We start from the raw sequence: 12,882 nt of genomic DNA, 5'->3' as shown, positions 1-12,882 counted from the left end.
CGGAGGATTCACGTCCTCCGGCCCGCACGCACGATCACACCGATCCAGGGGATTCGCCCCGGGATCACCCGATCGCTCAGGTCGGCATTCGTGGAACGGGTGTCGAAACCAGGCGAAGAATGGACGACCATCATGACGATGACCGATCCGGTCGCAGACATGCTGACCAGATTGCGGAACGCGAACTCGGCGCACCACGACGACGTCTCGCTTCCCAGCTCGAAGCTGAAGAAGAACATCGCTGAGATCCTCAAGCGCGAGGGCTACATCAGCGAGTGGAAGATCGAGGACGCCCGCGTGGGCCAGACCCTCACGATCGACCTCAAGTACGGCCCCGAGCGCGAACGCTCGATCGCCGGCATCAAGCGCGTCTCGAAGCCCGGTCTCCGGGTCTACGCGAAGTCGACGGAGATCCCCCAGGTCCTCGGTGGCCTCGGCGTGGCGATCCTCTCGACCTCCTCGGGCCTGCTCACCGACCGCGAAGCCGAGCAGAAGGGCGTGGGTGGGGAAGTCCTCGCCTACGTGTGGTGACCGACAATGTCTCGTATCGGACGTCTTCCCATCGACATCCCCGCCGGCGTGACCGTCTCCATCGACGGCCAGAACGTGGCGGTCAAGGGCCCGAAGGGCGAGCTCGCGCTCGTCGTCGCTGAGCCCATCCAGGCCAAGCTCGAGGAGAACCAGGTCCTCGTCACCCGCCCGGACGACGAGCGCACCTCCCGTGCGCTCCACGGCCTCACCCGTACCCTCATCGCCAACAACATCGTGGGCGTCACGCAGGGCTACTCCAAGGGCCTCGAGGTCGTCGGCACCGGTTACCGCGTGCAGGCCAAGGGCAACAACGTCGAGTTCGCGCTCGGCTACTCCCACCCGATCACGGTCGAGCCGCCGGCGGGCATCAGCTTCGCCGTCGAGGGCAACAACAAGCTCACCGTGACCGGCATCGACAAGCAGGCCGTCGGCGAGGTGGCTGCCAACATCCGCAAGCTGCGCAAGCCCGAGCCCTACAAGGGCAAGGGTGTCCGCTACGCGGGCGAGATCGTGCGCCGCAAGGCCGGAAAGTCAGGTAAGTGATCATGGCCATCGGAATCCGAGGCAAGAGCAAGTCGGCCGCCAAGGCGCGTCGTCACAACCGTCTCCGCAAGAAGATCACCGGCACCGAGTCGCGTCCGCGTCTCGCCGTCACCCGCTCGTCGCGTCACGTGTTCGTGCAGGTCATCGACGACGCCAAGGGTCACACCCTGGCCAGCGCGTCGACGATGGAAGCCGACCTCCGTTCGTTCGACGGCGACAAGACGGCCAAGGCCCGTCGTGTCGGCGAGCTCCTCGCGGAGCGCGCCAAGGCCGCCGGCGTCGAGGCCGTGGTCTTCGACCGCGGTGGTAGCAAGTACGCCGGTCGCGTCGCCGCGATCGCCGATGGTGCCCGTGAAGGAGGGCTGAACCTGTGAGCGACATCGCGAACACGAACGAAGACGCCAACGTCGAGGCGACCGAGGCCGCCGACACCACGGCGACCACCGACGCCGAGTCCACGAGCGCCAAGGCCCCCGCGGCCAAGGAGCCTGAGGTGCCGGTCGTCGAGCGCCCCGTCGAGACCGCCGCCGGTTCGGCATCGAACAACCGCGACTCCGCCGACAACCGTGGCCGCCGTGGTGGCGGACGCGACCGTCAGCAGGGTGGCGGCCGTGGCAACGACCGCAACGGCCGGGGTGGCGACAGCCAGTTCCTCGAGCGCGTCGTGACCATCAACCGCGTCTCCAAGGTCGTCAAGGGTGGTCGTCGCTTCAGCTTCACCGCGCTCGTCGTCGTCGGTGACGGCAACGGTCTGGTGGGCGTCGGCTACGGCAAGGCCCGCGAGGTCCCGACCGCCATCTCCAAGGGTGTCGAGGAAGCGAAGAAGAACTTCTTCCGCGTCCCCCGCGTCGGCAACACCATCCCGCACCCGGTGCAGGGTGAGGCCGCTGCCGGTGTCGTGCTCCTCCGTCCGGCCGCTGCCGGTACCGGTGTCATCGCCGGTGGTCCGGTCCGCGCCGTCCTCGAGTGCGCCGGCATCCACGACGTCCTGAGCAAGTCGCTCGGTTCGTCGAACACGATCAACATCGTGCACGCGACCGTCACGGCGCTGCAGCAGCTCGAGGAGCCCCGTGCGGTCGCAAGCCGCCGCGGTCTCCCCGTCGACCGGGTCGTCCCGGATCGTCTGCTCCAGGCCGAGGCCGCTGCTCTGCGTGCCGCGTCCGAGAAGGCAGGTGCGTGATGGCGATGCTGAAGATCACGCAGACGAAGTCCGTAATCAGCGAGAAGCAGTACCAGCGCGACACGCTCCGCAGCCTGGGTCTCAAGCGCATCGGCCGTACGGTCCTGCGTGAGGACAACGCCCAGAACCGCGGGTACGTCGCGACGGTCGCGCACCTCGTGAAGGTCGAGGAGGTCGACGCATGAGCGACGAGAAGAACGAGCGCGTGCAGGTGCTGAAGCTGCACCACCTCCGCCCCGCTGCGGGTGCCAAGAAGGCACGCACCCGCGTCGGTCGTGGTGAGGGCTCGAAGGGCAAGACCGCCGGCCGTGGTACCAAGGGTCAGAAGGCTCGTTACCAGGTCAAGGTCGGCTTCGAGGGTGGGCAGATGCCGCTGCACATGCGCACCCCGAAGCTCCGCGGGTTCAAGAACCCGTTCCGCGTCGAGTACCAGGTCGTGAACCTGGACAAGATCGCGGAGCTCTACCCCAACGGTGGCGACGTCACCGTCGCGGACCTGGTCGCCAAGGGCGCCGTCCGCAAGAACGAGAAGGTCAAGGTTCTCGGTCAGGGTGACATCAGCGTGAAGATCACGGTCGCGGTCGACAAGGTCTCGGCGTCCGCCGCCGAGAAGATCGCGGCTGCTGGCGGCACCGTCTCCCAGTAACCCCCGTCGGCGGCCCGTGCGTTTGCGCACGGGCCGCCGTTACGGTTTCCTTGACAGTGGTCGGCGTCCGCCGGCCAGGTCGGTCCTGCCGACCACACCGGTGACGGCCCCTCTCCGGGCCGCCGGTCCCAGAAGTTCGGAGTCCTCGTGTTCAGAGCGGTCGCGCGCATCATGCGCACCCCCGATCTTCGCAAGAAGATCGGCTTCACCCTCGCGATCATCGCGCTGTTCCGCCTGGGGTCGTACATCCCCGCGCCGTTCGTCGACTACGCATCCGTGCAGACCTGTCTCGCCAGCGCTTCGTCGCAGCAGGGTCTCTACGACCTCATCAACCTCTTCTCCGGCGGCGCGCTGCTGAAGCTCTCGGTCTTCGCGCTCGGCATCATGCCGTACATCACGTCGTCGATCATCGTGCAGCTGCTCCGCGTGGTCATCCCGCACTTCGACGCCCTCTACAAGGAGGGGCAGTCCGGTCAGGCGAAGCTGACGCAGTACACGCGCTACCTCACCATCGCGCTGGGCGTGCTGCAGTCCACCACCCTGATCACGGTCGCCCGCTCCGGCGCCCTGTTCGGCACGAACGCCTCGGCCTCCTGCTCGTCGATCATCTCGAACGACAGCTGGTACGCGATCATGCTCATGGTCGTCACGCTGACCGCCGGCACCGGCCTCATCATGTGGATGGGCGAGCTCGTCACCGAGCGCGGCATCGGCAACGGCATGTCGCTGCTCATCTTCACGTCGATCGCGGCGCAGTTCCCGTCGGCCCTCTGGGCGATCGAGCAGTCGAACGGCTTCGAGCTGTTCCTGTTCGTCATCCTCGTCGGCCTGGTCATCATGATGGCCGTCGTGTTCGTCGAGCAGTCGCAACGACGCATCCCCGTCCAGTACGCCAAGCGCATGGTCGGACGGCGGACGTACGGCGGCAACAACACGTACATCCCGATCAAGGTGAACATGGCCGGCGTCGTGCCCGTCATCTTCGCCTCGTCGCTGCTGTACCTGCCGGCCCTGGTCGCGCAGTTCAACCAGCCCTCCGACGGCACCGAGCCCGCCGCGTGGGTGACCTGGATCCAGAACAACCTGACCTCGGGTGACAACTGGTTCTACATGGTCCTGTACTTCCTGCTCATCGTCGGCTTCACGTACTTCTACGTCGCGATCACCTTCAACCCCGAAGAGGTCGCCGACAACATGAAGAAGTACGGCGGCTTCATCCCGGGCATCCGCGCGGGCCGACCGACGGCCGAGTACCTCGACTACGTCCTGACCCGGGTGACGTTGCCCGGCTCCCTGTACCTCGGTCTCATCGCGCTCATCCCGCTGGCCGCACTGGCCTTCTTCGGCGCGAACCAGAACTTCCCGTTCGGCGGCGCGAGCATCCTCATCATCGTGGGTGTCGGCCTCGAGACCGTGAAGCAGATCGACTCGCAGCTGCAGCAGCGTCACTACGAAGGGCTTCTCCGTTGAGCGCACGTCTCATCATCGTCGGACCCCCCGGGGCGGGGAAGGGCACCCAGGCCGGCCGCATCGCCGAGGCCTTCGGGATCCCCGCCGTCTCGACGGGCGACATCTTCCGCAAGAACGTCGCGGACGGCACCCCGCTCGGCGTCCAGGCGAAGGCGATCATGGACGCGGGCGACTACGTCCCGGACTCCCTGACGAACGAGCTCGTGAAGTCCCGCCTGCAGGAGCCGGACGCCGAGCAGGGCTTCCTGCTCGACGGCTACCCCCGGACGGTCGGGCAGGTCGAGTACCTCGACGCGCTCCTGGCTGAGCAGGGCACCGGCATCGACGCGGTCGTCCAGCTCGTCGCGGACCAGGACGAGCTCGTCGGTCGGCTCCTCAAGCGCGCCGAGGAGCAGGGCCGCAGCGACGACAACGAGGACACCATCCGCCGTCGCCAGCAGGTGTACGCCGAGCAGACCGCCCCGATCGTGGCGGCCTACGGCGAACGCGGCCTCGTGGTCGACGTCGACGGTCTCGGTGGCATCGACGAGGTGGGCGACCGCATCCAGGCGGCGCTGTCCGCCCGCGGGCTCACCGCAGGCGTCTGACACCGCGTGGCACGCTTCCGCAAGCCGTCGATCTACAAGTCGCCGGAGGAGCTCCGCGCCATGGTCGCGCCCGGTCTGCTGACCGAGGCGGCCTTGACCGCGGTCCGTGCGGCGATCCGCCCGGGCACCACGACGGGCGAGCTCGACGCGATCGCCGAGCGGGTCATCCGCGACGGTGGCGGCATCCCGAACTTCCAGTTGGTCCCGGGGTACCGGCACACCCTGTGCGTGTCCGTGAACGACGAGATCGTGCACGGGATCCCGGGCGACCGGGTCCTGCAGCCCGGTGACATCGTGTCGGTGGACGCCGGCGCCGAGGTCGACGGCTGGAACGGCGACAGCGCCTTCACGGTCGTCGTCCCCGGCGGCGACGCCGGCCTCACCGCGGCCCGGCAGACCCTCTGCGACACGACCGAGCGCGCGCTCTGGCACGGCATCGCCGCCCTCGCCCACACGAAGCACCTGCACGAGGTCGGCGCCGTGATCGAGGACGCGATCGACGAGACCGGCGCGTGGGGCATCGTCGAGGACTTCACCGGCCACGGCATCGGCCGGTCCATGCACGAGGACCCGCCGGTGTTCAACTACCGGGTCCGCGGTGCCGGTCCGGCGGTCAAGCCGGGTCTCGTCGTCGCGATCGAGCCGATGGTCACCGCCGGCACGATCGACAGCACGACGGACGACGACGACTGGACCGTCCGCACGCTCGACGGCTCCGACGCGGCGCACTGGGAGCACAGCATCGCGGTGCACGCGGGCGGCATCTGGGTGCTCACGGCCGCCGACGGCGGCGCCGCCGGTCTGGCCCCGCTGGGTGTGACGCCGGTCCCGATCCCGTAGGTCGCGCCTCCCGGTCCGGCCCGCAACACGCGCCGTCCGGACGCGTCGGCCACGGTGGTCCCACGCTCTCACCCGTCGGCCTGGAGGCGCGGTGCGGGCCCGGCACGCGCCTCCCGTCCGGCTCCTGCGCACGTCCACGACGTCCGCACGGGTGGACCGTAGGCACCTGTCGTCAGCCCCGCGGCTAGTCGTTGCCGACGGAGCAGGTCTCCTCGGAGGCGCTCTGCCCGGTGATCGAGGACGGCAGGGGAGTCGCCGACGTGGTGGCGGTGCTCGTGGCGCCACTGCTCGTGCCGCTCGACGTGCCCGTGCCCGTGCCCGTGCTCGTGCCCGTGCTCGAACCGGTCCCGCTCGACGTGCCGGTCGACGGCGCCGTGGTGGCGGTGCCGCTCGAACCGGAGGACTCCTCCGACGCCCGGCCGGTCGACGAGTCGCTCAGTGACGTCTTCTGGTCGCTCTGCAGGGCGACGTTGAGGGTGTGGGCCGCGTCCTGGTCGACGATCACGCGCGCGCTGTCCGCCGGGTCGTCCGCGACCGGGTACTGCACGAACAGCATGTTCGCCGTGCTCATCCCGCGGAGGGCCCCGGCCAGGCCGACGAGGGTGCGCGCCTGCGCGAGGCCGTCCGAGAGCGTCATGTTCGACAGGGCGGCACCGGCCAGCTTGTAGAGCGTGATCGGGTTCGAGAGCGTGCCGTCGGACGTGACCTTGCGGAGCAGCGCGGACAGGAACACCTGCTGCGAGCTGATGCGGGCCAGGTCGCTGCCGTCGCCGACGCCGTGCCGGGTGCGGAGGAAGGCGAGGGCGTCGGACCCCTCGAGGTTGTGCGACCCCGCGGTGAGGTGGAGCCCGGTGTAGGTGTCGTTGATCGGCTCCGCGACGCAGACGTCGACGCCACCGAGGGCGTTCGACATCTCGATGACCCCGTCGAAGGTGATGAGGCCCGCGTACGGGATGCTCAGGCCGGTGAGGTTCTCGACCGTGTCGACCACGCACGAGACGCCGCCGTTGCCGAGCGCGGTGTTGAACTGCGCGGACGTGGCCGCCGGGTAGGTCGTCCCGGTCTCGGGGTTCGAGCACGCCGGGATCGGGACCATGAGGTCGCGCGGGAAGCTGACGGCGGTGAGCTGGGTGTGGTCCTGCGAGATGTGGATGAGCATCGTGACGTCGTTGCGGGCGCCGTCCACGTCGTCGGCGGAGTCGAACTGCCCGACGCGGGTGTCGCTGCCGATGAGCAGGATGTTCGCCCCGCCCTTGATCGCCGTGATGTCGGCCGTCTGGGCCTTGCTCTGGTCGTCGGTGCTGAGCTTCACCGTGGTCGGCGCGGTGGCGAGCTGTGCGCCGGCGATGGCCGCGACGCTCGTCCCACTGACCAGGACCACGGCGAGGGCGGAGGCCACGATCGACGCGAGGGTCCCCCAGCCGCGGCGGCGCGGGAGTCGGCCGTGGCGGGCGAGCGGGCGTCGGGTGGCGTCGGGCACGTGGTCTCCGTTCGGTGGTCCGACACGGCCGTGGTGGCGCGGACGGGATGGCACCCGGTCACGCTAGGGGCCGACGACTTGTGGCGCCCAGGAGGGGGCCGACAAACCACTGTGGAACGCTCAGACTGGTCTGGGAAGCCCCAGACGTGGGGACTTCGCCGTCTCCACTTGGCAATCCTCGGTTTACCACATAGGATCGATCTTTGGTGTGCCGTGCCCTTTGGGCGTGGCGCCCGACCCGCAGACCGGTTCGGGGATCACATCAGCAATCCAATCAAGCGACAGTGAGGCTATGGCCAAGAAAGACGGCGTCATCGAGATCGAGGGCTCGGTGCTCGAAGCTCTGCCCAACGCGATGTTCCGCGTTGAGCTGACCAACGGACACAAGGTCCTCGCGCACATCTCCGGGAAGATGCGCCAGCACTACATCCGCATCCTCCCCGAGGACCGCGTGATCGTGGAGCTGAGCCCGTACGACCTGACCCGCGGCCGGATCGTCTACCGCTACAAGTGATCCGCGAGCTGGAAAGGAACGGCCCGGCGAACCCGCCGAGCACGAAGCCAGCGAGCACGAGGAAACAACCATGAAGGTCAACCCCAGCGTCAAGCCCATCTGCGAGCACTGCCGTGTCATCCGCCGCAAGGGCCGCGTCATGGTGATCTGCAAGAGCAACCCGCGCCACAAGCAGCGCCAGGGCTGAGCTCCCAGCAGGACCCACAACTCAACACCGAACACGCAGTGCCAGAAGCCGATGCGCGAGCATCGGTGGACACCTCGGGGCGGAGGCCCGAGCACCGGCACTGCGCCACACCTCCATCGACAACAGGAGCAGCCATCACATGGCACGTCTAGCAGGCGTCGACATCCCGCGCGAGAAGCGCGTGGAGATCGCACTCACGTACATCTACGGCGTCGGCCGTACCCGCGCGGTCCAGGCACTCGCCGAGACCGGTATCTCTGGTGACATCCGCGTCAAGGACCTGACCGACGACCAGCTCGTCGCCCTCCGCGACTTCATCGAGGGCAACTTCAAGGTGGAGGGTGACCTCCGCCGTGAGGTCGCAGCCGACATCCGCCGCAAGGTCGAGATCGGTAGCTACGAGGGTCTTCGCCACCGTCGTGGTCTCCCGGTGCGCGGTCAGCGCACCAAGACCAACGCGCGTACCCGCAAGGGACCGAAGCGCACCGTGGCAGGCAAGAAGAAGGCTCGATAGGAGACCCCGATGGCTACCCCCAAGACTGCCGCGCGCAAGCCGCGCCGCAAGGAGAAGAAGAACGTCGCCGTGGGCCAGGCCCACATCAAGAGCACGTTCAACAACACGATCGTCAGCATCACCGACCCGTCGGGTGCCGTCCTCAGCTGGGCGTCCTCCGGGGCCGTGGGCTTCAAGGGTTCGCGCAAGTCGACGCCGTTCGCGGCGCAGCTCGCCGCCGAGTCCGCTGCGCGTCAGGCGCAGGAGCACGGCGTCAAGAAGGTCGACGTCTTCGTGAAGGGCCCGGGTTCGGGTCGCGAGACCGCGATCCGCTCCCTCCAGGCCGCCGGCCTCGAGGTCGGCTCGATCAACGACGTCACGCCGCAGGCGCACAACGGGTGCCGCCCGCCCAAGCGCCGTCGCGTCTGACGCGAGGAGCAACCGGCCGCGCCCTGCTCGTCCCCTGACCGGATCCGTCCGGTCCGGATCGGGCAGGGCCTGCGGCCATTCCTGGTCGTTCGATCGCGCACATCGGTGCGCGTGATCACAACTCAACAGACCCGTCGGGGCCCGGTCGGCCCCGTCGTACCGCCGAGTGTCATATAGCGGACACTCCGCCGAAAGGAATCCCACAGTGCTCATTGCACAGCGCCCCACCCTGACCGAGGAATCGATCTCCGAGTTCCGCTCGCGCTTCGTCATCGAGCCGCTCGAGCCCGGCTTCGGTTACACCCTCGGCAACTCGCTGCGCCGCACGCTCCTCTCCTCGATCCCCGGCGCGGCTGTCACCAGCATCCGCATCGACGGCGTCCTCCACGAGTTCAGCACCGTTCCCGGTGTCAAGGAAGACGTCACCGAGATCATCCTCAACATCAAGAGCCTGGTCGTCTCCAGCGAGCACGACGAGCCGATCACCGCGTACCTGCGCAAGCAGGGTGCCGGTCAGGTCACCGCAGCGGACATCTCCGCTCCGGCCGGCGTCGAGATCCACAACCCGGACCTCGTCATCGCGACCCTGAACGACACCGCGCGCTTCGAGCTCGAGCTCACGATCGAGCGTGGCCGTGGCTACGTGTCGGCGACGCAGAACCGCTCGGAGTTCTCCGAGGCCGGTCAGATCCCGATTGACTCGATCTACTCGCCGGTCCTCAAGGTCACCTACCGCGTCGAGGCGACGCGTGCCGGTGAGCGCACGGACTTCGACCGCCTGGTCGTCGACGTCGAGTCGAAGCCGGCCATCACGCCGCGCGACGCCATCGCATCGGCCGGCCGGACGCTCGTCGAGCTGTTCGGGCTCGCCCGTGAGCTCAACACGGCGGCCGAGGGCATCGAGATCGGCCCCGCGCCGGTCGACGCCGTGCTCTCGAACGAGCTGCAGACCCCGATCGAGGACCTCGACCTGTCGGTGCGCAGCTACAACTGCCTCAAGCGGGAGGGCATCAACACGGTGTCCGAGCTCGTCGCCCTGTCGGAGACGCAGCTCATGAACATCCGCAACTTCGGTCAGAAGTCGGTGGACGAGGTCAAGGACAAGCTCACCGAGCTCGGCCTGTCCCTCAAGGACACCGTCCCCGGATTCGACGGCGCCCACTTCTACAGCGGGTACGACGAGGACGAGTCCAACAACTGACCTCGCGCTGACGCGCACGCGCGCCGCTGACGCAGCGCGCACCACTCTTTCACCACTGGAGAACTGACATGCCGAAGCCCACCAAGGGCCCCCGCCTCGGTGGCGGTCCCGCCCACGAGCGCCTGCTCCTGAGCAACCTCGCCAACGCCCTCTTCACGCACGGTCGCATCACGACCACCGAGACGAAGGCCAAGCGCCTCCGTCCCGTCGCCGAGCGTCTCATCACCTTCGCGAAGCGTGGCGACCTGCACGCTCGCCGTCGCGTGATCGCGCAGCTGCGTGACAAGTCCGTCGTGCACACGCTGTTCACGGAGATCGCACCGCAGGTCGCCGACCGTCAGGGCGGCTACACCCGCATCACGAAGCTCGGCTTCCGCAAGGGCGACAACGCGCCCCTCGCGTCGATCGAGCTCGTCCTCGAGCCGGTGTCGGGCACGCCCGCCCCGGTGACGCGCAAGGCTGCTCCGGCCGCCGCTGCGCCCGTCGAGGAGACCCCGGCGGAGGACACCACCGCCGAGGAGACCAGCACCGAGGAGACCCCGGTCGAGGAGACCGAGACCACCGAGGAGTCCGCGCCGGTCGAGGCCGAGACCGAGACCGACGCTGCTGCCGAGGTCGAGGGCGACGCCGCCGAGAAGGCCGACGACGCCAAGTAGGTCGCACACCACCACGAGGAAGCCCCCGCAGCGCCTGTTGCGGGGGCTTCCTCGTTCGTCCGAGAGGAACCGATGCCGTTCGAGCACGTGACGGGGCTCGGCACCAGGGTCTGGCGCTGGAGCCGGACCTCGGGGACCCAGCCGCGCCTCCTGCACGCCGCGAAGGCAGCGGCGGCCGCGGTCATCGCCTGGTTCATCGCCCGCCACGTCCCCGGTGTCGCGGCCGAGTACCCCTACTACGCCCCGCTCGGGGCCGTGGTGGCGATGCAGGCGACGGTGTTCGCGGGCATCCGGAGCGGCGTGCAGACCCTCGTGGGGATCGCGCTCGGCATCGTCATCGCCGGCTTCACGATGTGGGTGGGCGACCCCGGCTTCCTCGCGGTGGCCCTGGCGGTCGGGATCGGTGTGCTCGTCGGCGGGTTCCGGGTGCTCGGCGAGGGCAGCTCGTGGGTGTCGACGGCCGCGCTGTTCGTGCTGCTGGTCGGTGGGGCGCACGCCGAGGGCTACTCGCTCGGGTACCTCGTGCAGATGGCCGTCGGCGTGGTGGTCGGGCTGCTCGTCAACTTCCTCGTGTTCCCGCCGCTGCACTTCTGGGACGCCGAGCACCGCATCGACGCGGTGAACGGGGTCCTCGCCGACCACCTCGACGGACTCGCGGTCGTGCTCGAGGACGGGACGCGCGACGAGGCGGCGTGGGACCGTCAGCAGGACAGCCTCGACCGGGCGATCGCCGACGTCCGCTCCCGGGTGTCGATCGCACACGAGAGCCGGCGGCTGAACCCGCGCGGCGCCCTGCGCGGGTCGCGGGCTCGGTTGCAGCGCGACGGTGCACGGTTCCGGGCCCTCGAGCGGGCGGCCTGGTACACGACCGACCTCACTGAGCTGGTCGCCCGCTCGGGGCCGGTGTCCGAGGGGCTCGGCCGGCCGGACCCCGCGTTCGCCGCCCCGCTCGCGAAGGCCTTCCGGCAGCTCGCCAGCATGATCCGTGGTGACAGTACGGACGGGGCCGGTGACGACGCGATCGCCGAGCTCGAGCACGCCCTCGACGCCTCGCGCGAGAACCCGTCCCACGTCGCGGTGACGTCGGCCGCGCTCGTCGCGCTGCGGGGGATCGTCGAGTCCGAGCGCCGGGCCACGGACGACCTGGACACCCGCACCGGGCCCTCGATTTCATAACGTCGCGGTTATAGAGTGTGGCCGTGCACGCGTTCGACGTCCTCGGCGACCCGGTCCGCCGCCGGCTCACGGAGCTCCTCGCTGCGGGGGACCGGACGGCCGGCGCGCTCACGGACGTCATCGGCCACGAGTTCGGGATCTCGCAGCCGGCCGTGTCCCGGCACCTGCGGGTCCTGCGCGACGCCGGCTTCGCCTCCGCGGTCCCGCGGGGAACGGCGCGCGTGTACCGGCTGGAACCCCGTGCGGTCGAGGAGCTCGACCGCGCCGTCGAGCGGTACCGCGCGCTGTGGGCACAGCGGCTCGACGCCCTCGCGACCGAGATCGCCCGCGGTCGTCCGAGACCGCCCGAGACCGCCCACGGTCGCCGCACCCGTGACACCGCCCGCGGTCGCCGCACCCGCGACGCCGTGACCGACCCGCACCCCGAGGAGCACTGACATGCGCACCACCGACGGCACCGTCCAGGACTCGCCCTCCGGCGGGTACCTCATCCGCTTCGCCCAGACGTACCCGACCACCGTCGAGGACCTCTGGGACGCGATCACCGACCGGGAACGGCTGTCCCGGTGGATGGCACCGTACGAGGGCGACCTCCGCCTCGGCGGGCACTGGCTCGCCCGGTACGACGACGGCACGGTCTTCACCGAGGGCACGGTCACCGCGTGCGAGGCCCCTCGGACCTTCACGACCACGTGGCACGCCCGCGACGAGCACGAGACCACCATCACCGTCACGGTCGAAGCGGTCGCGGACGGCGCCGCGCTCCGGCTCGAGCACGACGGCGTCGGCGGTCGTGACTACGCCCCCGGGTGGCACACGTACCTCGAGCTGCTCGAGCTCGACCTTGCCGGCGACCGGGACGCCGCCGCGGCCTTCGACTGGGACGCCCGGTACGCCGTGCTCCGGGAGCACTACCGCGCCGGGTGACCGCCCCGGCACCGACCGTCCG

The 12,882-nt window shown here is 69.4% G+C and carries 19 protein-coding genes; 18 read left to right on the top strand and 1 reads right to left on the bottom strand.

Features of this window, described 5'->3' with window-relative positions; translation table 11 throughout:
- Window positions 1-132: 132 nt before the first annotated feature.
- The 9 genes from rpsH (at window position 133) to map (ending at window position 5,797) form a co-directional block, all read left to right on the top strand.
- Complete coding sequence (gene rpsH, locus FS825_RS05510; protein WP_111116939.1) at window positions 133-531, top strand: 30S ribosomal protein S8; 399 nt, start codon at window positions 133-135, stop codon at window positions 529-531.
- Window positions 532-537: 6 nt separating this feature from the next.
- The gene (gene rplF, locus FS825_RS05505) at window positions 538-1,074 is read left to right on the top strand and encodes a 50S ribosomal protein L6 (protein ID WP_144711475.1); all 537 of its coding nucleotides are present in this window, start codon (window positions 538-540) and stop codon (window positions 1,072-1,074) included.
- Between the two features lie 2 nt (window positions 1,075-1,076).
- Window positions 1,077-1,448 (top strand): 50S ribosomal protein L18, encoded by a 372-nt coding sequence (gene rplR / locus FS825_RS05500; RefSeq protein ID WP_092094206.1) that lies wholly within the window; start codon window positions 1,077-1,079, stop codon window positions 1,446-1,448.
- Window positions 1,449-1,567: 119 nt separating this feature from the next.
- Window positions 1,568-2,254 (top strand): 30S ribosomal protein S5, encoded by a 687-nt coding sequence (rpsE, locus tag FS825_RS05495; RefSeq protein ID WP_092094204.1) that lies wholly within the window; start codon window positions 1,568-1,570, stop codon window positions 2,252-2,254.
- Window positions 2,254-2,439 (top strand): 50S ribosomal protein L30, encoded by a 186-nt coding sequence (gene rpmD / locus FS825_RS05490; RefSeq protein WP_022906355.1) that lies wholly within the window; start codon window positions 2,254-2,256, stop codon window positions 2,437-2,439. Before rpsE ends, rpmD begins: the two co-directional genes overlap by 1 nt.
- On the top strand, window positions 2,436-2,900 hold the full coding sequence (rplO, locus tag FS825_RS05485; RefSeq protein WP_144711474.1) for a 50S ribosomal protein L15: 465 nt from the start codon (window positions 2,436-2,438) through the stop codon (window positions 2,898-2,900). The genes rpmD and rplO overlap by 4 nt, the downstream gene beginning before the upstream one ends.
- 147 nt (window positions 2,901-3,047) lie before the next feature.
- Window positions 3,048-4,370, top strand: a complete 1,323-nt coding sequence (secY, locus tag FS825_RS05480) for a preprotein translocase subunit SecY (protein WP_144711473.1) — start codon at window positions 3,048-3,050, stop codon at window positions 4,368-4,370.
- On the top strand, window positions 4,367-4,957 hold the full coding sequence (locus FS825_RS05475; protein WP_144711472.1) for an adenylate kinase: 591 nt from the start codon (window positions 4,367-4,369) through the stop codon (window positions 4,955-4,957). The genes secY and FS825_RS05475 overlap by 4 nt, the downstream gene beginning before the upstream one ends.
- Window positions 4,958-5,017: 60 nt before the next feature.
- Window positions 5,018-5,797: a type I methionyl aminopeptidase gene (gene map, locus FS825_RS05470; RefSeq protein WP_395885766.1), complete on the top strand. Its 780-nt coding sequence runs from the start codon at window positions 5,018-5,020 to the stop codon at window positions 5,795-5,797.
- A 184-nt stretch (window positions 5,798-5,981) separates the two neighbouring features.
- Here the strand turns inward: map and FS825_RS05465 are convergent, their stop codons facing one another.
- Window positions 5,982-7,277, bottom strand: coding sequence for an LCP family protein (locus FS825_RS05465; RefSeq protein WP_144711470.1), 1,296 nt, complete (start codon window positions 7,275-7,277; stop codon window positions 5,982-5,984).
- Window positions 7,278-7,569: 292 nt separating this feature from the next.
- Here FS825_RS05465 and infA point away from each other — a divergent pair, with 292 nt between their 5' ends.
- From infA to FS825_RS05420, 9 genes are all read left to right on the top strand, one after another.
- Entirely contained in the window at window positions 7,570-7,791 is a 222-nt protein-coding gene (gene infA, locus FS825_RS05460; RefSeq protein WP_017885509.1) for a translation initiation factor IF-1, read from the top strand.
- 70 nt (window positions 7,792-7,861) lie between these two features.
- Entirely contained in the window at window positions 7,862-7,978 is a 117-nt protein-coding gene (gene rpmJ / locus FS825_RS05455) for a 50S ribosomal protein L36 (RefSeq protein WP_022903266.1), read from the top strand.
- A gap of 139 nt (window positions 7,979-8,117) precedes the next feature.
- Window positions 8,118-8,492: a 30S ribosomal protein S13 gene (gene rpsM / locus FS825_RS05450; RefSeq protein ID WP_058728274.1), complete on the top strand. Its 375-nt coding sequence runs from the start codon at window positions 8,118-8,120 to the stop codon at window positions 8,490-8,492.
- A 9-nt stretch (window positions 8,493-8,501) separates the two neighbouring features.
- Window positions 8,502-8,900, top strand: a complete 399-nt coding sequence (rpsK, locus tag FS825_RS05445; RefSeq protein WP_017885507.1) for a 30S ribosomal protein S11 — start codon at window positions 8,502-8,504, stop codon at window positions 8,898-8,900.
- A 205-nt stretch (window positions 8,901-9,105) separates the two neighbouring features.
- Complete coding sequence (locus FS825_RS05440) at window positions 9,106-10,101, top strand: DNA-directed RNA polymerase subunit alpha (RefSeq protein WP_079237370.1); 996 nt, start codon at window positions 9,106-9,108, stop codon at window positions 10,099-10,101.
- Between the two features lie 68 nt (window positions 10,102-10,169).
- Window positions 10,170-10,757, top strand: coding sequence for a 50S ribosomal protein L17 (gene rplQ, locus FS825_RS05435; RefSeq protein ID WP_144711469.1), 588 nt, complete (start codon window positions 10,170-10,172; stop codon window positions 10,755-10,757).
- A 72-nt stretch (window positions 10,758-10,829) separates the two neighbouring features.
- A complete protein-coding gene (locus FS825_RS05430) occupies window positions 10,830-11,933 on the top strand; it encodes an FUSC family protein (protein WP_144711468.1) in 1,104 nt (367 codons plus the stop codon).
- Window positions 11,934-11,956: 23 nt separating this feature from the next.
- Window positions 11,957-12,370 carry an ArsR/SmtB family transcription factor gene (locus FS825_RS05425; RefSeq protein ID WP_144711467.1) on the top strand — a complete coding sequence of 138 codons (414 nt, stop codon included), beginning with the start codon at window positions 11,957-11,959 and terminating at the stop codon, window positions 12,368-12,370.
- A gap of 1 nt (window position 12,371) precedes the next feature.
- On the top strand, window positions 12,372-12,860 hold the full coding sequence (locus tag FS825_RS05420) for an SRPBCC domain-containing protein (protein ID WP_144711466.1): 489 nt from the start codon (window positions 12,372-12,374) through the stop codon (window positions 12,858-12,860).
- Window positions 12,861-12,882: the final 22 nt, after the last annotated feature.

It is taken from the genome of Curtobacterium pusillum (assembly GCF_007680845.1).
GTDB classification, from domain to species: domain Bacteria; phylum Actinomycetota; class Actinomycetes; order Actinomycetales; family Microbacteriaceae; genus Curtobacterium; species Curtobacterium pusillum_B.
The sequence above is the reverse complement of the archived record's forward strand: the minus strand, read 5'-3'. Positions and strand labels throughout refer to the sequence as shown.